This window comes from Photobacterium sp. ABD4_091 (assembly GCF_056160145.1).
Genome location: NZ_JBSWWQ010000001.1, coordinates 252,261 through 269,191 on the forward strand (window position 1 = coordinate 252,261; position 16,931 = coordinate 269,191).

Consider the following 16,931-nt stretch of genomic DNA (forward strand, 5'->3'; position numbering starts at 1 on the left):
CGGGCTTTTTGCGTTTGCCCGATCTTTTGGTGTTAGCTTGAAGCGACAAGGTAAAAGCTAATATCCGTTTCACGGTCAGTGCATTAAAATAACAACGCAGACAAAAGTACCCGTGCTAGGCAGGTAAAAAATGATCACTTGGAAACAACCGCTTGAAGGCTATGAATGGCTCATTCACCAGATCTGGTATCTGGAAGTTGAAGCGAGTGATACTATCGCGCAGCTGCCTCAGCTCATTCCCAACCCGCGAGCACATCTGCTGTTTACTCCACCACAGCAAGTTTACTGCTATCAAAGTGGTGATGAACAATTAGTGGGGAAAGGCAGCCATTTGCTCACTGCGAGCGACCGGTTGCTTACACTTGTAGATACGGCACCACTTAAACGCATAGGGATCACTTTTCGCCCTGAAGGGCTCTACTTGCTCAGCAAGTCCAACCAAGCGCTGATCAATCAGTGCGGCTGGTTTACGTGGCTAAGCCCGCTCTTTGACAACCATTTTCAACTCCAGCTTTGGCAATGCGATTCCAAACAAAACCTCGTTGGCCGCATTCAACAACAAATTGAAAAGCTAGACTTGCCGAGCCAAATGGATAAGTCCTTCACCGTCGCACAGAAAGCCATTGCGGCGATGGAGACCAATCAATCTGAATCTCCGGCGGACAACATCAATATCAATCAGCTGGCCGATTTATGTGCCTGTTCGAGACGCACGCTGGAACGCAGTTTTCGTCAGGTCACTGGGCTGAGTATCAAAAAGTATCAATTATTGATCAGGTTGGAACTGATGATCCTAGCTCTCTACCAGCAAGATAAAGAGGTTGATTGGACAGCATTTTCCCAACAATTTGGTTTCAGCGACCAATCTCATTTAATCAGGCAGCTCAAGCAACAGCTTAAGCGTACCCCTTCCTGTTACCTGCAAAACCGAGACCTAACTATCGACATCTATGGCGATTTTGAATAAGGCTTCTGCTTATTTTGTCGCAAAAGTCCAATCGCCAGTCAGTTAGCTTGTTTAAAATAGATGCCAGATAACGAGGTAACTATGACTAATTCAACAACAAATCTAGCGTTATATTCAGCATTAAAACAAGGCGAGGCCATCGCCTTCCACGACTCACTGACTATCCGCCTTATTCAGCCGTCTGATCTCAATGACATCATCACCATGTTTGACGACGACAGGGTCAACCAGTACCTGTTCTTTGCCCCTGCTGACGAAAGTCTATACCAAGGGTTCTTCGGCCCAATTATTGACAACACCCAAGAGGCAATTGAAAACGGCGCTTGGCCTGATAGCCCAACTTTTGTTATCCGTGACCCAAAAGGCCAGTACATGGGGATGGCCGCCGTCACTCAGGTGATGTTCTGTGAAGGGAATTATGAAGTAGGTTATCAACTTCCTGTCCGCGCCTGGGGCCAAGGGATTGCAACTCAGGCTTGCCAACTAATGACTGATTTAGGTTTCCAGCAGCTAGGCGCCCATAAAATCAGTGCCGATTGCTATGGCGGAAACACGGGTTCTTATAAGACATTGGAGAAATGCGGCTACCAGTTCGAAGGACGCCAGAAAGATTATTATAAACTCGCTAATGGTTTTGATGACAAAGTCTACTATGGCATGACATTCGCCAGGTACTTCAACCAACAATAATGTAACACCACAAGGCCAGGCGCAGCTTGGCCAACCTGGGAGCAAACTGGAATAAACCTGCGAACAGCTCATGAAATAGCATGTGATTACAACACCCTACACCCTGCATAGATCACAATCAGCCAACCTTTTTGGCTAGAATATTTGCTCAACATCACACCCATCCCACTCAGCCATCTCTTAACATTTCAAACACATTACAATGACCACAATAAAAATAAGAGATCATGGAAGATGCGCCTTACAATTGCCAACAAACTGCTGCTCACCCTCTTTTCTGTCTTCAGTATCGTGCTGGTCAGCAGCCTGATCTATGAAGCCGGGCAACAAAAAAAGTTGCTGGAATCAGTGATCACCGAACAAACTCTCGACAAAGCAGGCAATTACTTTGACAGCCTCAATATGATGATGCTGACGGGCACCATGAGCCAAAAGGAAACCTTGCGAGAAAAGGTGCTCTCCCACAGTGGTATTGAAAATGTCCGGGTGATCCGCGGCGCTGGCATTACCCAGGTTTTCGGCCCCGGATTAGATAACCAGGCCCCCGTTGACAGCTTTGACCAACGAGCGTTAGCAGGCGAAACCGTCGCCGAGACCATTAAGACCGAAACCGGCCAAAAACTATTGGTCGCCTTGCCGATGAAAGCCAGCGCCGACTACCGAGGCACCAACTGCCTGCAATGCCATATCGTGCCTGAAGACGATGTGCTGGGAGTCGTCCGGCTTGAATATGATTTGGTTCCGCTCTACCAGCGGGTCAACCAGCAGTTACTGTCAGCGGGCTCGATCATGGCCGCTATCGCGGCGACCGGTTTTTTCTTCACCCTATTTATGATCCGCCGGATCATTGTCAGCCCGCTCAAGCGCCTGTCAAATTACATGCACACCACCAGCGAAAATAAAGATCTCAGCCAACGTTTAAATGAAAGCCGTCAGGATGAAATCGGAGAGCTGTGCAATAGCTACGATCAGATGCTGGACAACTTTTCCGGTAGTTTGGTGCAGGTGCAACAGACATCTGAGTCACTGACCGAGCAGGCCAATCACTTGATTTCAGTCTCTAGCCACACCACCCAGGCTGCAGATAGCCAACGGGTAGAAACTGGCGATATGTTCAGCGCCATAGACACCATGCAGCACCAGCAACACGACACCGAGCAGCGCACAACAGAATCTGCGACATTGAGCCAACATGCCGCCGAATCGGCGATTGCAGGCACGCAGCTTGCCGCTGAAGCAGGGGAAAGCATTCAGCTGCTGGTCAAAGATATCGAGAACGTGAAACTGAAAATCGACCACCTTAACCAGCAGAGTCTCCAGGTGGGTACCATTCTCGATGTGATCCGCAACATCGCCGAGCAAACCAACTTGCTGGCACTGAATGCGGCGATAGAAGCGGCGCGAGCCGGCGAGCAAGGCCGTGGTTTTGCCGTGGTTGCCGATGAAGTCCGCAGCCTTGCCACCCGTACCCACCAAGCTACCGGTGATATACAGACCATTATCGAAACCCTGCACAACGACTGCGAAGCGTCTGCCGATGCTATTGATACCACTTGCCAGACCGCCTACTCCAAGGTGGGCACGATCCAAGAGCTATCCGCTGCGCTATCGGCAATGGGTGATGAGATCCAGGTCGTCAATGCCCATGCTATCGATATTCAGCAGCAAAGTGCCAGCCAGGCTTCATTGGCTGATGGTATCCGTTCAAAAGTCGGTACCATTACCCAACATGCAGACGATACCGCTACCCACGCGCAAGCGTCGAAAGAAATTAGTGTAAATCTTGAACACTTAGCAGAACAATTAGAGCGATTACTGCATCAATTTACCCTTTCAGGCAATAACAAGGGTTGATGCTAAACGTAAGAAAGGTAATATGGTCTCCTTGGACTGTGTATTGGGCTAAAATGCCCGGTAGTACACAATTAGAGTGCCTTAACGGAGAATAATTTACACATGACTTACGCGCCTGTAACAGACGTACTTAGCGGTAAGCTAGCGGTTGACAGTGAAGTCACTGTTCGCGGCTGGATCCGTTCACGTCGTGATTCCAAAGCTGGAATCTCTTTCCTTGCCATTTATGACGGCTCTTGTTTCGACCCGATTCAGGCCGTGGTCCCTAATGAGTTGAATAATTACCAGGAAGAAGTGCTTAAGCTGACAACTGGTTGCTCTGTTGAGGTCACTGGTAAGATTGTTGAATCACCAGCTAAAGGTCAGGATTTCGAACTAGCGGCTACAGAAGTAAAAGTAGTGGGTTGGGTTGAAGATGCTGACACTTACCCGATGGCGAAAACGCGTCACTCTATCGAATACCTTCGTGAAGTGGCACACCTTCGTCCACGCACCAACGTAATCGGTGCAGTAGCACGTGTGCGTAACTGCTTGTCTCAAGCTATCCACCGTTTCTACCACGAGCAAGGCTTCTTCTGGATGTCTGCACCGCTGATCACTGCTTCTGATGCAGAAGGTGCTGGTGAAATGTTCCGCGTTTCAACGCTTGATTTGGTAAATACACCAATGACAGATGCTGGCGAAGTAGATTTCGACAAAGACTTCTTCGGTAAAGAAACATTCCTGACTGTATCTGGTCAGTTGAACGCTGAAGCTTACGCTTGTGCCCTGAGCAAGGTATACACTTTCGGCCCGACTTTCCGTGCTGAAAACTCAAACACCAGCCGCCACCTAGCGGAATTCTGGATGGTTGAGCCTGAAGTTGCCTTCGCTGAGCTTGACGATGTTGCTAAGCTTGCTGAAGACATGCTGAAGTACGTGTTCAAAGCGGTACTGGAAGAGCGTCGTGACGACCTTGAGTTCTTTGCTCAGCGCATCAACAAAGATGCAATCACGCGTCTAGAGCAGTTTGTTTCTTCTGACTTTGCACAGGTAGATTACACCGACGCAATCCAGATCCTGAAAGACTCAGGCCGTGACTTTGAGTTCGACGTTGAGTGGGGCATCGATATGTCTTCTGAGCACGAGCGCTACCTAGCTGAAGAGCACTTCAAAGCACCGGTTGTTGTTAAGAACTACCCGAAAGACATCAAAGCGTTCTACATGCGTATGAACGATGATGGCAAGACAGTTGCAGCAATGGATGTACTTGCACCGGGTATCGGCGAAATCATCGGTGGTTCTCAGCGTGAAGAGCGTCTAGAGCTACTGGACAAGCGTATGGTTGAGATGAACATCGACCCTGAGCACATGAGCTGGTACCGCGACCTGCGCCGTTACGGCACAGTACCGCACTCTGGCTTCGGTCTAGGTTTCGAGCGTCTAGTGACTTACGTAACAGGTATGGCAAACATCCGTGATGTGATCCCATTCCCACGTGCACCACGCTCTGCAAACTTCTAATTATCCATTAGAAGCTAACCTATTTTAAATAGGTAAATCTATCCCATAGGACGAGCCCATGCTCGTCCTGCTTGTTTTTAGGCTCTCCCCGCGTAGCGCATCCTAATCGCCTAACCATCTCTTCTCTGCTCTTCCATGTAGTTTTACCCAGCCACGTAATTTTGACCCAGCGAAGACATATCCTGTTGCCAATACGCTATATATTGTTATATACCCAAGGTAATTCAATATGTTGGTTCAGCGGCGTGCCGAAGGGAGGCAATATGATTAAGCGGATTCTCGATAGGCTGATATTCGGCGGGCTACTCATTGCCACGCTGCAAATCCCCATGCTGGCTGATAATTACCTGCAGTATTTATCCGGTTTTTATGATGCGACCAACCAACAGGTCATCGCCTACCAGGCCAATGCCCAGCAACACGGCTTTGACAGTGCAGAGAGCATGATTGCTTCGCTGCTGCAGGAAAACAATTCCGTGGTTAGAGTCGATGCAGAACAAAAGCTCAAAGTCCTCCAGCAACATGACCTACTGCAGCAAGGCATGGAAATTCTCGCCAATGGCCACTTTATCGATAAGACCTTGTATATGTTTAACCCAGCAAATATCAGTGAGCTTTAACGGGTGCTTATCCATTTCACACCCGGCATTCCGCTTGATATTGAAAGCATTGCCTTCTGTGTTGTGATGGCATTAGGACTAAACCTTACCCTTTATTTACCCTTTATTGTTTTTCGCCGCCGACAGAAAAATACGGCCAGTCCAATGCCATCAGCAAACTAGGTGGCGACATTTGAAACAACCGATAAAACAAAGGTCGCCTATGTCCCCTGCCAGATAGACTTCCCCTACCGCTTCGAATAAGCTTATGCCCATCTGCTTGAGCCTCTCAAGCCTCCCTAATCTTTATGAGTCCATTATGATCAGAGATGTCACCCTAGCCCCGGCAAACCAATGGAAAAAACCCTTCGTTTCCGAAGTGGCTGAAATTATCAACCTGCTCAAAGAGTATGGCTACGATGGTGCAACCCTTGCAAAATTAACGGGCCTGCAAGAGAAAAAACTCTCTGATTGGATGTCTCGCTACAAGCGAGAGCCAGAGAATGTTTCTGATATTCCCTACCCTTGCTGGTGTTTCCTTTGCGCCTTGGCGGGTCGCCCTAACATCCAGAATAACGGCCAACCGCTTGAGGTCGATGCAAGGAAAGTGATGCGCGCGTTCAAGCCGACCGCTTTCAAAAACAAAACTGCATTTGAAATGCCAACTGAAAAAGAGTTCAAGCGTGTAATTGGCGACAATACCTTTACCGGCATCACTATCGACAGCCTGTGTGAGACGTTCCAATGGAAACCGGCGCAACTTGCCGAGAGTATGGTAAAAGGCACAATGCCGTTTTTGAACTGGTGCCTGATTTTGATGCTGTGCGGTTTTAACGTCCAGAAGATGCTGCTCAACCAGCATGAAGGCGAAATCAATCTGGATGAGATTGCTGGGTAAAACAACAAAGGCTGCCCTAGGGCAGCCTTTGTTCAATTCGCTTTGGAATGTTTAAAACGATTCCTAGAACTATTCCGAAGCTTCCGGACGGAATTTGTTCTGCACCCCTAACAGGAAGTTGCGCAAAATCTGATCTTTGCACTCACGGTAATGCTTGTTGTCTGGCTTTCTGAAAAAAGCACTTAACTCATGCTTGCTCAAATTGAAATCAACGCTTTCCATGATGTCCAGAATATCTTCCGCCTTGTAGTTCAACGCAATACGCAGCTTCATGAAAATCATATTATTGGTCAAACGTGATTCTGGCTCTGGCTGCGGCCCTTCTTTCTTGCCACGCTTTTCATTGATTAAACCATTGAGGAAGATCGCCAACTCGCGGTCCGTACACTTGGTAAATGCAGGATCATCTTCTTTCTTCAACCAATCACTAACTTGCTCACGCGTCACTTCATGCTCAGCAGCAGCGAAAATATTGATCATTGCTGAATCGTTAAAATCAAAGGTATAGCGAAGGCGTCGCAAGATATCGTTATTGAGCACAGTAAATCCTAAAATCAATGCAGGCTTGCCAAAATGGCTTGCTGCGAAATGGCTACCCCCAACAACCAAAAAAGGTTTGGAGGGAGCTTGGCTACATAGTCTAACAGATATTCGACGCCGAAGATTCATTCGTGCTAACCAAGCTGGTATAGTGCTGCCTCAGATAACACAATGAAGCACACACTATGGATCACCAACCGAACAACCCATTACATGGCCTTACCCTACAACGAATTGTCGAAGAACTTGTCGATCACTACGGCTGGGAAGAGCTTGGTCAAATTGTCAAAATCCGTTGCTTCAATAGCGATCCGAGCATTAAATCAAGCCTGAAGTTCCTGCGCCGTACCGAATGGGCAAGAAAAGAAGTCGAGCAATTGTATCTCGACACCTTCTTCCTTTAATTGCCGTTAATTAACGCCAATAGCTGCTGGCTCGCGTCTTTCGGAGAGCCAGCATGGCATATCGCCGATACCAATGCGATACCATCAGCGCCCGCTTCAACCACCGAACGGATATTACTCTCGTTGATCCCCCCGATAGCGACCAGCGGCAGCTGACTAAATGCAGATGCCTTTGCAAGGCCATCCAGCCCCCAGGCATAAACCGTATCGGTTTTAGTCGGTGTCGGGAAAATTGCACTCAAGCCAAGATAGTCCACCGGCAGCGACTGGGCAGCTTCAAGCTGCTGTTCGTTCTCTACCGACAGACCCAAGATTTTATCTTCTCCAATCAAGCGCCGGGCTATGTCCGCTGGCATATCTGATTGACCGAGGTGAACACCGTCAGCATCCACGGCCAAGGCGACATCGACCCGATCATTGATGATCAGTGGGATCCCTGCCGCCTGCAACATAGGCTTTACGGCCTCAGCCCGTTGAATGAACGCCCGGATATCACCGTGCTTTTCACGCAATTGAACCATGGTGACGCCACCAGCTATCGCCTCACGGATCACAAATTCCAGTTGCTCGATATCCTGATGCTCATCGGTCACCAAATACAGTCGATAATCGTACATGGTAGGCTCCTAGCGGACACTTATCTTCAGGCGGGCCTTCAGCGTTTCTTCATCAAGCTGATAAATGGCATCCAGCAAGTTCATCTGCAAGCTACCCGGCCCTGCCGATTTCGCCGCCGCCAATTCACCGGCAACCCCGAGAATAGCAGTTGATGCAACACCTGCACTAACACCTTCGCCGTTTGAGCTAACCGCGGCAACTGCAGCAAAAGCGCCGGTCAATGCCGTATGGGAACAGCCCATTCCGGTGACAAAAGGCATCATTTCATGACCGTTATCAAGTGCAATCACACTCTGGCTATCGACGACATAATCTGTGGCACCAGAAATTACGACGGTACAATTGTGGTTTTCTGCCAATGCTTTGGCCGCATTAACGGCTGTATCGCTGCTATCCAACGCATCCACACCCTTGCTCTGTGCTGATTCTCCTGCCAATGCAATCACTTCCGACGCATTGCCACGGATAATCAAGCTGTCTGCCAGTTTGGCCAGCTGAAGAGAGGCTTCGGTACGTAGTTGGCTTGCGCCGCAGCCGACCGGATCAAGCACCACAGGTTTGCCATTGGCATTGGCTTGCTCCACCGCATACACCATGCGCGGCAACCACTGGCTATCCAAGGTACCGATGTTGATCACCAACGCACCAGCGAAGCCCATCATCTCAGCCATTTCTTCACGGCTATGGGCCATGATTGGGGACGAGCCAACGGCAAGCAATGCGTTAGCCGTATTGTTCATCACGACGTAGTTAGTGACATTAACAACCAAAGGCTTGCTCTCGCGCACCTTAGCCAGAGCATCACAAACATGCTGTATCAAGTTCTCAGTGGTGGTATTCAAGGCTGCATTCCTTATTAGATTTATCAACCAACAGATTATACCCAAGTTGCCCTTGCCATTGGGCTGAATACAGCACAAACAAGGTTATAATTTGTTAATTGCCTCAATATCTTCCTCTGGCAATACAATCGCATCGGGCGCAACCACCTCGCCACTGGTGTTAGTCTGAATGTCATCTCCCGGGGACCAGTCATAGCCCTCATCTGTCGACTGGCAGCCTCCCAACAAAAGAGCGAACAACCAGCAAATCATTACCCACCTGAAATGAACCATAGAGCCCCCCTATTTTCCTCTGCGAGTAACTATAGCTTTAGCCAAAAACAGTGGGGAGCGATCTCACTTTTCGCTCTTTTGTTGGCATAAGCTGTTTCCTTGTCCATGATTAATAGACAAAAACAACTCATCCTACCACTTAAGGAAAGCTGACATGGACATCTGCATTACCCACAATGGACCGATACTCGATATCCAGCTCACCCGTCCTGATGCCAAAAACGCCCTGAATCAAGCGATGTACCATACGCTGGCAGACACCATTAACCACGCGGGCCAGTCGCCAGACACCCGTGTCATTGTCCTGCGCGGCCTGCCAGAGATCTTTTGTGGTGGTAATGACATGCAGGATTTCGTGGCTATCTCGCAAGGCATGGCTGATTTTCATGGCGAAAGTTTTATGAAGTCTTTGGTAGAGTGCGAAATACCCATTATCGCGTCGGTTTCAGGCCCGGCAGTTGGCATTGGCACCACGATGCTGCAGTTTGTTGATGTGGTTTATTGCTCACCCTCAGCCGTTTTCAAAACGCCGTTTGTCCATCTAGGGCTTTGCCCGGAAATGGCCTCGAGCACGGAGTTTGCAAAGATAGTCGGCCTGAGAAAAGCCAAAGAAATGCTATTGCTTGGAATGCCGATGATCGCCGAAGAAGCACTTGCGTTGGGTTTTATCAATCAAATCAGCCAAACCCCTGACGACCTGGCCTTTCAGTGCGCCGAACAAATCAGCCAGCTTCCTCCCAAAGCAATGCGGATCAGTAAGCGTATGCTCAGCCAGCAGGACAAAGCACGACTACTAAGAACGATTGAGGACGAAAACGTAGAGCTAATTAAACGGATCAGAAGTGACGAGGCCAAAGAAGCCGTCAGTGCTTTTCTGCAAAAGCGCCCTGCCAGGTTTAACTGAATAATGGCCTCTGCTTGATTGATTAAAACGAAAAAGGCCAGCTTAAATGAAGCTGGCCTTTAGCTTTATCAACAAAACCTGTAGTTAAACGGTCACCGCCTGCGCAGGTGCCGCCTTCCCTTTCTCGTTAGACTCGACCTTATTCGGCTCGTCTTCATCTTTCACAATGCAAACCACTAAGCCTGCGAAAATCATTGAAGCACCACCCAATACAATCGCCATCATGGTATTGCCATCGAAAGCCCAGCGGGTAAAGAAGCCCAAGATCCCAGCAGCCAGAATTTGCGGCAGGACGATAAAGAAGTTGAACACCCCCATATAGAACCCCATTTTCTTCGCTGGCAGTGCGCCCGCCAAGATAGCGTAAGGCATACACAGGATACTCGCCCAGGCCAGGCCTATCCCTACCATATTAACCATCAGCATGGCTGGGTTCTGGATAAGGGAGATCGACGCCAAGCTCAAGCCACCAATAATCAACGACAGGCTATGGACAAACTTGCGGCTGGTGCGCTGTGCCAACCATGGCAGGGCGAACGCCGCCAATGCCGAAATACCGTTATAGGCGGCGAAACACAAACCGACCCAATCCGCCCCTTCGTTATACATCGCTGAACTAGTGTCGGTGGTACCAAATATTTGCGACGTCACCGCAGAGGTGGTGTAAATCCACATCGCAAAAAGCGCGAACCAAGAGAAGAACTGCACCACTGCCAATTGCATCATGGTCTTTGGCATGGCTTTGATATCCGCAAAAATCGCTTTCAGGCTAGCCTTCTCTTCTTCCGGTTCAGAAACTTCACCGTGAAAAGCCGCCAGCTCTTTCGGTGAGTATTCCTTGGTTCTTATTACTGTCCAGAGAATAGAAGCGACAAATACCAATGCACCGCACAAGAACGAAATTTTCACCGACGGTGGCACTTCCCCAGCAGGGGCAGTGTTGGCCACATCGAAAACATTACTGAGCAAGTATGGCATTGCCGATGCAACCACCGAGCCGACACCGATGAAGAAGGTCTGCACCGCAAACCCCTGGGTGCGCTGGTCAGAGGGTAGGTTATCTGCCACGAGCGCACGGAAAGGCTCCATAGAGATATTAATCGAAGCATCTAGGATCCACAGCATACCTGCCGCCACCCACAGGTAAGGCGAATATGGCATGATAATCAAAGCCAGCGAAGATGCGATAGCACCGCACAGAAAGTAAGGTCGACGGCGGCCTAGTACCGTCCAGGTGCGGTCACTGAAGTAACCAATAATCGGCTGTACTAATAAGCCAGTTAGCGGTGCTGCGATCCAAAGGATAGGGATTTGATCAATGCTTGCCCCAAGGGTTTCAAAGATCCGGCTGACATTGGCATTTTGCAACCCGAAACCAAACTGAATCCCCATGAAGCCGAAGCTCATATTCCATATCTGCCAAAACGTAAGGCGTGGCTTTTCCATTGAGTGTTCCCCGATAATGCCTGCTGCAAACACATTGAAACGGCAGCAGATTTACAACATCCGGACAAAACTGATGATCATATTTATCTTATAGACAAGGCATTGTATTGAATGCGCTGACAACCCTCTGAATCCTGCACCTTGAGGTAACTTGGGTGTAATTAGTCTGTTCCTGAACTATTCACGGCGAAAACAGGATTTTTCCATGTTTACATCGATAATTCAGGCCATGATCATCATATTTGACCGATTTCCATCGGGAAGCAATGCTATGACAACCCCACCCCTACCAACCGTGATCAGTTTCACATAGGATTACACTTACATACAGCTTTTATAATTTAATTACGTTTTTAGATGAAATTTATACAGTTTCAGTGAGATTTGGCGCACAAAACACCAGTATATAGATGATTTTTGTTGTAATTTTCTTGCAGACAAGATTGGTTGAAGTTTATCCATTTTGTGCAAATGTTAGTGAAAACTAATAACAATTAGCTGCTGTCATATTTTATTTGGCCAAGATGTTACAATTTCTTGTCAATGCCCGGCGATAAAAGGTATAAAGAACATATTGACCCTTTACCATTACCAGCATGGATGATTGACAATGTTTGAGAAAATTTCTGCTGCACCCGCCGACCCAATTCTTGGATTAACTGAAGAGTTTAAAAAAGACACCCGCCCAGAGAAAATCAATCTTGGTGTCGGTATCTACAAAAACGAAGCAGGTAATACCCCAGTTCTAGCAACCGTAAAAAAAGCTGAAGCGATTTTGCTAGAAAAAGAGACCACCAAGTCTTACCTAAGTATTCCTGGCACGGCAGAATATGGCCTAGCCGTTCAGCAATTGCTGTTTGGCGCCGACTCTCCAATTATCTCGGACAAGCGTGCACAAACCGCACAAGCACCGGGTGGTACAGGTGCGCTTCGCTTAGCTGCTGAGTTTATCAAGCGCCAGCTGGGTGATGTAAAAGTGTGGATCAGCAACCCGACTTGGGCGAACCACAACGGTGTGTTCACCGCTGCTGGCCTAGAAACCGTTCAGTACAGCTACTACGATGCAGAAACCAAAGACATGGACTTTGACGCTGCACTTGCTGATCTTGCCAAAGCGGCACCAGGTGACATCGTATTGCTTCACGGCTGCTGCCACAACCCAACTGGTATCGATCCACAAGCACAACAATGGCAACAACTGGCTGAGCTTTGTAAAGAGAAACAGCTACTGCCTATGTTTGACTTTGCCTACCAAGGTTTTGCTAGCGGTGTTGAGGAAGATGCCCAGGGCCTGCGTATTTTTGCCGACTGTTGTGAAGAACTTCTTATCGCCAGCTCATTCTCGAAAAACTTCGGTCTGTACAACGAACGTGTGGGTGCATTCACCCTAGTTGCTAAAAATAACGCCGAAGCGACAACCGCGTTTAGCCAAGTGAAAAGCATCGCCCGCGTGATCTACTCTAACCCACCAGCCCACGGTGCTGCGATTGTGACTGAAATCCTTAACGATGCTGCACTTCGCGCAGAGTGGGAAGTTGAAGTGGCCGATATGCGTGACCGTATCCAGGAAATGCGTACTCTGTTTGTCCAGACACTGAAAGATCTGGGTGTTGAGGCTGACTTCAGCTTTATCGAGCGCCAGAACGGTATGTTCTCATTCTCTGGCTTGAACAAAGAGCAGGTTAACCGCCTGAAAGACGAGTTTGGTATCTACATCGTTGGCTCTGGCCGAATCAGCGTTGCCGGTATGACCAAAGCAAACATGCAGCCACTGTGCAAAGGTATTGCAGCGGTTCTGTAAGCGTAAGCTTGAAACACCTTTCGAAAGATCACAAACGGGCGTCTATGCGCCCGTTTTTTTATGCCTAAGATTAGCATATCGGTTAGCCGGATTTATCCAGCGGTAGCACGTTACAGAACAGCTCTCGTTCGTATTGATGCTCTAACTGCTCGCGCCAAGGTTTGTTCGTCACAGGGATCAAATAGAATGTCTCCCGTGATGTATCAGTGACAAATGCCATACTATGCTGCATGAGTTCGTAATGGATGTCGTTGACAAATCCAAGCGAAAAACTCTGGCGCCCAGTTAGTTGGTTTATGTCGTCCCTTGTCAAACTCACGCCTTGCTCTTCATTCGCGAATCGAACGCGCAACCAGTCGGCGAACTCTCTAGCACTTATCATTGTCATAAACTCGCCTCCACATAACACATCTTGAAAACCAAGACGTTACTGATAGGTGTCTATTTATAATAAGTTATAGCAGAGATGATACATAACGACAGGAGAATGCAACACGTTTATCATTGAGATGCATTTTAACGCAGTTTTGAGACAGTGTTACAAACGTTGCAAAATGGCTCAATTTAATCGAATTGATGGGGGGAAGAAGGAGGGGTTATACCCGCCCCTGAATAATTCAGGAACGGGCCTGGCTGTCATTCCCAAGCAGGCTCGGCTCACACCATATCAAACAGCGCGTGCCGTGGCTGGGAATTAAAGTGCTTTGTATAGCACCTTGTTGCCTGCCAGTTGGATGCGCTCAACCAAACCTTCTTCGGTCAGTTTTTTCAGCGCACCAGTCGCCCAAGAAGCCGCTTTTGTGTCTTCTTGGCCAGCTTCAAGACCAATACCTTTCGGATTGATACCTTCAGCGTTCTTAACAACAATATCCAGCACTTGCTGTTGTTTTGGAGTCAAAGACACTTTCGCTGCAACTGGCGCTGCCGCTTCTACTGTCTTCTGCTCTTCAACAACAGGCTTCGCCGCTGGAGCAGCTTTTACTGTTTCTGCAGTTGGTGCTTTTTTCACAACAGCTTTCACTGCTGCTGGTTTTGCTTCAACTACCACACCCTTAAGGCGTTTTTGCAGCTTCAGCTGAACTTTACGTTTGTGAGAGATTCTCATTAAATTTCCTACTCCGTTGCACTACTTTCAGTCACCACCATTGCTCAACCTGAAAACAGATCAGGCCGATACTTCCAGCGGGAAAAAGTAAGCGCGTGTTATACCAAGGATGTCAGAGAAATGCCAGCGAACGGTTATTTCATCCTCAACAAAAGATGATTTTACTCAAAAATAAGCGATCACCTCTCATTTTTGACTATTCCCGCCCAGCAGAAAAAAGCTCGAAATAAAAAGATGTTATGGAACTATGCAGGGAAACTTCCCCATCTTCGCCAAACATCTGGATAAATACCCATATGCAATTAAAGATGTATTCCCTAGGATAATTTCACATCTTGGGTGATCGTTTTTGCCATTTCAGCAATACTTAAGATGATAAAATCAGCTCGGTACTGGCAATGCGCGATAGTCTTAAAACTCGGTACATCACCACCGGCATCACCCCCTACCAAGCTAACTTGTTTATTGCAGGTATTGCTGGCTTCGTTGTTGCCACGCTTATTGGCTTGGTCTTCCCTGATGTGGCACCACCTGTGGTTGCCATCTTGCTAATTGGCGCCTGTATCATGATGTTGGTGGGCTACAAGTATTCCCAGGGGCCAGAATTATCGTTCACCCTGACTTTCATGCACATTCAGTTCCACAGCCATTGTGGGGGATGGCTCGCCCGCTGGAAAAACATCGACAGTATCGCCCAGGCCAGCATCGCCAAAGACGGCTGGCACCAGCCTGTTCCTTGGGTTGGGGTCAGGCTCAAGGACTACGGGGAATTTATCGACTCTATTTGCCCGCGCGTCGCAACTAAAATCCTTATCGACCAGCGCATCCTGCTCATCATGGCACACAAGGGCATTGACAACCCACCGTATGAAATAGAAGACATCATGTTCGATGATCACCACTACATCACTTTGTCAGGCCAAACCCTCAAGGGCTTGCAAGCCATGCTTGCCAACCGGATGCACTATAACCGTGAGCTAATCGGTTATGATTTTTTCATTTCGGAAGACTTCCTCGACCGCCCTGCCGCTGACTTTGCCGGCTTGGCCAGGCGCTATCTCGCAGCTAGCTGATCTTCTGACACCTAGTCATGCTGCCACACCTAGTCATGTCACACCTTGTCCCGTTAAACTATGCCGCATTGGTTTCAGATGCCGACTGGGCTTTAAGAAATGGCATCAGCAATAAGCCTATGATCCCTGCCGCGATGGAAATAACCACAAAAAAACCAGTCCATTGGAAGTATTCCATGACTAACGCTAGCGGGTAGCCAGCCAAAGCTGCCCCCATGTATGCAAATAAGCCAACAAATCCTGTGGCTGCCCCTACCGAGTCTTTATGTGAACACTCTGCCGCTGCCATGCCTATCAGCATTTGAGGGCCAAAGACAAAGAAGCCCACCGAGAAAAAACAGCCTGACAGAAGGGCGAAGCTTTTCACTGGCATCAGCCAAAGGGCGGCAACCGACAGGAAGATGCCAATGGCAAAGATAACGTTCATCGGTCCCCGGTTGCCACCAAACAAACGGTCTGAGCCCCAGCCGGCAACCAAAGAGCCAACAAAGCCACCGACCTCAAACAGTGACAGAGCCATATTGGCCTGAATCAAGCCATAACCCTGTTGCTCGCTCAGGTATAGGTTGCCCCAGTCGTTAATCGCAGTCCGTACTACGTAGACCAACACATAGCTGAAGGCCAGCAACCAAATATATTTATTGCTAAGCACATACTTACGTAGGATCTCGCGTGGGCTGAGGCCAAACCCCTCTCGCTCATGGGTCAACTCAAGCCTGTCCTGGCGCCACTGGCCGACGGTGGGTAAACCCAGGGTGATTGGCTTATCACGCAGCCGCCAGCACAACACTGCCCCCACCACCACAGCGATAGCTCCGGGGAAAATAAAGCCCAGTCGCCAGCTGTAGTGTAACGTTAGGTAGCCCACCAGCAGCGGGATCATCGCCCCGCCAACATTATGGGCCGTATTCCAGATTGACCACCAGAACCCACGCTCCGAGCGAGAATACCATGTGGTCATCAGTTTCGAACAAGGTGGCCATCCCCATCCTTGGAACCAAGCATTACAAACCCAAAGCGTCATCAACCACCACAGTGAATCGGCAAAACCGAACATGATGTTAACAACACCAGTCGCCATCAGGCCAATGCCCATGAAGTAACGGGGGTTGGAGCGATCGGAAATCACTCCCGAGAGAAACTTAGAGGCGCCGTAGGTGATATAGAACAACGTCCCCATCATACCGATGTCGGATTTGTCCAAGCCGAGGTCTACCAACATGGTCGGCATGGCATAGTTGAAGTTTTTGCGGGTAAAGTAGAACACCGCGTAACCCACATACATGGTCAGCATGATATGCAGGCGCCAGTAGCGATAGCGTTCATCGACACTGTCAGATTGGCGTTCAGCCTCTGGTGTAGGTGGAGATTTTACGCTCCCTAACATCGGTGATTCCACAATGACGCTCTCATC

At 48.7% G+C, this 16,931-nt stretch carries 18 protein-coding genes; 10 read left to right on the forward strand and 8 right to left on the reverse strand.

Annotated features, from left to right (window positions below; genetic code table 11):
* Window positions 1-130 precede the first annotated feature (130 nt).
* The 6 genes from ACXAGQ_RS01015 (at window position 131) to ACXAGQ_RS01040 (ending at window position 6,511) form a co-directional block, all read left to right on the forward strand.
* On the forward strand, window positions 131-967 hold the full coding sequence (locus ACXAGQ_RS01015) for a helix-turn-helix domain-containing protein (RefSeq protein ID WP_475251038.1): 837 nt from the start codon (window positions 131-133) through the stop codon (window positions 965-967).
* A gap of 81 nt (window positions 968-1,048) precedes the next feature.
* On the forward strand, window positions 1,049-1,657 hold the full coding sequence (locus ACXAGQ_RS01020; RefSeq protein WP_475251040.1) for a GNAT family N-acetyltransferase: 609 nt from the start codon (window positions 1,049-1,051) through the stop codon (window positions 1,655-1,657).
* Between the two features lie 234 nt (window positions 1,658-1,891).
* Window positions 1,892-3,511: a methyl-accepting chemotaxis protein gene (locus tag ACXAGQ_RS01025; protein WP_475251041.1), complete on the forward strand. Its 1,620-nt coding sequence runs from the start codon at window positions 1,892-1,894 to the stop codon at window positions 3,509-3,511.
* 102 nt (window positions 3,512-3,613) lie between these two features.
* Entirely contained in the window at window positions 3,614-5,014 is a 1,401-nt protein-coding gene (gene asnS / locus ACXAGQ_RS01030) for an asparagine--tRNA ligase (RefSeq protein WP_475251043.1), read from the forward strand.
* A gap of 263 nt (window positions 5,015-5,277) precedes the next feature.
* The gene (locus tag ACXAGQ_RS01035; RefSeq protein ID WP_475251045.1) at window positions 5,278-5,634 is read left to right on the forward strand and encodes a DUF2937 family protein; all 357 of its coding nucleotides are present in this window, start codon (window positions 5,278-5,280) and stop codon (window positions 5,632-5,634) included.
* 298 nt (window positions 5,635-5,932) lie between these two features.
* Window positions 5,933-6,511 carry a hypothetical protein gene (locus ACXAGQ_RS01040; RefSeq protein ID WP_475251047.1) on the forward strand — a complete coding sequence of 193 codons (579 nt, stop codon included), beginning with the start codon at window positions 5,933-5,935 and terminating at the stop codon, window positions 6,509-6,511.
* 69 nt (window positions 6,512-6,580) lie between these two features.
* Here ACXAGQ_RS01040 and ACXAGQ_RS01045 read toward each other — a convergent pair whose 3' ends face one another.
* On the reverse strand, window positions 6,581-7,051 hold the full coding sequence (locus tag ACXAGQ_RS01045; protein ID WP_475251049.1) for a YehS family protein: 471 nt from the start codon (window positions 7,049-7,051) through the stop codon (window positions 6,581-6,583).
* Window positions 7,052-7,236: 185 nt separating this feature from the next.
* Between ACXAGQ_RS01045 and ACXAGQ_RS01050 the strand changes: the two genes are divergently transcribed.
* Window positions 7,237-7,455 carry a VF530 family protein gene (locus ACXAGQ_RS01050; protein ID WP_475239682.1) on the forward strand — a complete coding sequence of 73 codons (219 nt, stop codon included), beginning with the start codon at window positions 7,237-7,239 and terminating at the stop codon, window positions 7,453-7,455.
* On the opposite strand, the gene thiE is transcribed toward ACXAGQ_RS01050, so the two are convergent.
* The 3 genes from thiE to ACXAGQ_RS01065 all read right to left on the reverse strand — a co-directional run bounded on the left by thiE (window position 7,452) and on the right by ACXAGQ_RS01065 (window position 9,188).
* Window positions 7,452-8,072, reverse strand: a complete 621-nt coding sequence (gene thiE / locus ACXAGQ_RS01055; RefSeq protein ID WP_475251051.1) for a thiamine phosphate synthase — start codon at window positions 8,070-8,072, stop codon at window positions 7,452-7,454. The two genes, ACXAGQ_RS01050 and thiE, sit on opposite strands and share 4 nt — an antisense overlap.
* A 9-nt stretch (window positions 8,073-8,081) precedes the next feature.
* Entirely contained in the window at window positions 8,082-8,915 is an 834-nt protein-coding gene (thiM, locus tag ACXAGQ_RS01060) for a hydroxyethylthiazole kinase (RefSeq protein ID WP_475251053.1), read from the reverse strand.
* A gap of 84 nt (window positions 8,916-8,999) precedes the next feature.
* Window positions 9,000-9,188 carry a hypothetical protein gene (locus ACXAGQ_RS01065; RefSeq protein ID WP_475251055.1) on the reverse strand — a complete coding sequence of 63 codons (189 nt, stop codon included), beginning with the start codon at window positions 9,186-9,188 and terminating at the stop codon, window positions 9,000-9,002.
* Between the two features lie 154 nt (window positions 9,189-9,342).
* On the opposite strand from ACXAGQ_RS01065, the gene ACXAGQ_RS01070 reads away from it, so the two are divergent.
* The gene (locus ACXAGQ_RS01070; protein ID WP_475251057.1) at window positions 9,343-10,092 is read left to right on the forward strand and encodes an enoyl-CoA hydratase-related protein; all 750 of its coding nucleotides are present in this window, start codon (window positions 9,343-9,345) and stop codon (window positions 10,090-10,092) included.
* Between the two features lie 84 nt (window positions 10,093-10,176).
* Here ACXAGQ_RS01070 and ACXAGQ_RS01075 read toward each other — a convergent pair whose 3' ends face one another.
* On the reverse strand, window positions 10,177-11,538 hold the full coding sequence (locus ACXAGQ_RS01075) for an MFS transporter (protein WP_475251059.1): 1,362 nt from the start codon (window positions 11,536-11,538) through the stop codon (window positions 10,177-10,179).
* Window positions 11,539-12,148: 610 nt separating this feature from the next.
* Here ACXAGQ_RS01075 and ACXAGQ_RS01080 point away from each other — a divergent pair.
* Window positions 12,149-13,339, forward strand: coding sequence for an amino acid aminotransferase (locus ACXAGQ_RS01080; RefSeq protein WP_475251061.1), 1,191 nt, complete (start codon window positions 12,149-12,151; stop codon window positions 13,337-13,339).
* 82 nt (window positions 13,340-13,421) lie between these two features.
* Here the strand turns inward: ACXAGQ_RS01080 and ACXAGQ_RS01085 are convergent, their stop codons facing one another.
* Window positions 13,422-13,727, reverse strand: a complete 306-nt coding sequence (locus ACXAGQ_RS01085) for a hypothetical protein (RefSeq protein WP_475251063.1) — start codon at window positions 13,725-13,727, stop codon at window positions 13,422-13,424.
* A 306-nt stretch (window positions 13,728-14,033) separates the two neighbouring features.
* Window positions 14,034-14,444: a MarR family transcriptional regulator gene (locus ACXAGQ_RS01090; protein ID WP_475251065.1), complete on the reverse strand. Its 411-nt coding sequence runs from the start codon at window positions 14,442-14,444 to the stop codon at window positions 14,034-14,036.
* A gap of 398 nt (window positions 14,445-14,842) precedes the next feature.
* On the opposite strand from ACXAGQ_RS01090, the gene ACXAGQ_RS01095 reads away from it, so the two are divergent.
* Window positions 14,843-15,517 carry a DUF2982 domain-containing protein gene (locus tag ACXAGQ_RS01095; RefSeq protein WP_475251067.1) on the forward strand — a complete coding sequence of 225 codons (675 nt, stop codon included), beginning with the start codon at window positions 14,843-14,845 and terminating at the stop codon, window positions 15,515-15,517.
* A 58-nt stretch (window positions 15,518-15,575) separates the two neighbouring features.
* Here ACXAGQ_RS01095 and uhpC read toward each other — a convergent pair whose 3' ends face one another.
* Window positions 15,576-16,904, reverse strand: coding sequence for an MFS transporter family glucose-6-phosphate receptor UhpC (gene uhpC, locus ACXAGQ_RS01100; RefSeq protein ID WP_475251069.1), 1,329 nt, complete (start codon window positions 16,902-16,904; stop codon window positions 15,576-15,578).
* Between the last annotated feature and the right edge of the window lie 27 nt (window positions 16,905-16,931).

What these genes read in the sequence shown, in the direction of transcription:
- ACXAGQ_RS01035 (WP_475251045.1), top strand. Translation starts at nt 5,278, where the DNA reads ATGATTAAGCGGATTCTCGATAGGCTGATATTCGGCGGGCTACTCATT.
- ACXAGQ_RS01080 (WP_475251061.1), top strand. Translation starts at nt 12,149, where the DNA reads ATGTTTGAGAAAATTTCTGCTGCACCCGCCGACCCAATTCTTGGATTA.
- thiE (WP_475251051.1), bottom strand. Translation starts at nt 8,072, where the DNA reads ATGTACGATTATCGACTGTATTTGGTGACCGATGAGCATCAGGATATC.
- ACXAGQ_RS01085 (WP_475251063.1), bottom strand. Translation starts at nt 13,727, where the DNA reads ATGACAATGATAAGTGCTAGAGAGTTCGCCGACTGGTTGCGCGTTCGA.
- ACXAGQ_RS01015 (WP_475251038.1), top strand. Translation starts at nt 131, where the DNA reads ATGATCACTTGGAAACAACCGCTTGAAGGCTATGAATGGCTCATTCAC.
- ACXAGQ_RS01090 (WP_475251065.1), bottom strand. Translation starts at nt 14,444, where the DNA reads ATGAGAATCTCTCACAAACGTAAAGTTCAGCTGAAGCTGCAAAAACGC.
- ACXAGQ_RS01040 (WP_475251047.1), top strand. Translation starts at nt 5,933, where the DNA reads ATGATCAGAGATGTCACCCTAGCCCCGGCAAACCAATGGAAAAAACCC.
- ACXAGQ_RS01075 (WP_475251059.1), bottom strand. Translation starts at nt 11,538, where the DNA reads ATGGAAAAGCCACGCCTTACGTTTTGGCAGATATGGAATATGAGCTTC.
- ACXAGQ_RS01050 (WP_475239682.1), top strand. Translation starts at nt 7,237, where the DNA reads ATGGATCACCAACCGAACAACCCATTACATGGCCTTACCCTACAACGA.
- asnS (WP_475251043.1), top strand. Translation starts at nt 3,614, where the DNA reads ATGACTTACGCGCCTGTAACAGACGTACTTAGCGGTAAGCTAGCGGTT.
- uhpC (WP_475251069.1), bottom strand. Translation starts at nt 16,904, where the DNA reads ATGTTAGGGAGCGTAAAATCTCCACCTACACCAGAGGCTGAACGCCAA.
- ACXAGQ_RS01070 (WP_475251057.1), top strand. Translation starts at nt 9,343, where the DNA reads ATGGACATCTGCATTACCCACAATGGACCGATACTCGATATCCAGCTC.
- ACXAGQ_RS01095 (WP_475251067.1), top strand. Translation starts at nt 14,843, where the DNA reads ATGCGCGATAGTCTTAAAACTCGGTACATCACCACCGGCATCACCCCC.
- ACXAGQ_RS01020 (WP_475251040.1), top strand. Translation starts at nt 1,049, where the DNA reads ATGACTAATTCAACAACAAATCTAGCGTTATATTCAGCATTAAAACAA.
- ACXAGQ_RS01025 (WP_475251041.1), top strand. Translation starts at nt 1,892, where the DNA reads ATGCGCCTTACAATTGCCAACAAACTGCTGCTCACCCTCTTTTCTGTC.
- ACXAGQ_RS01065 (WP_475251055.1), bottom strand. Translation starts at nt 9,188, where the DNA reads ATGGTTCATTTCAGGTGGGTAATGATTTGCTGGTTGTTCGCTCTTTTG.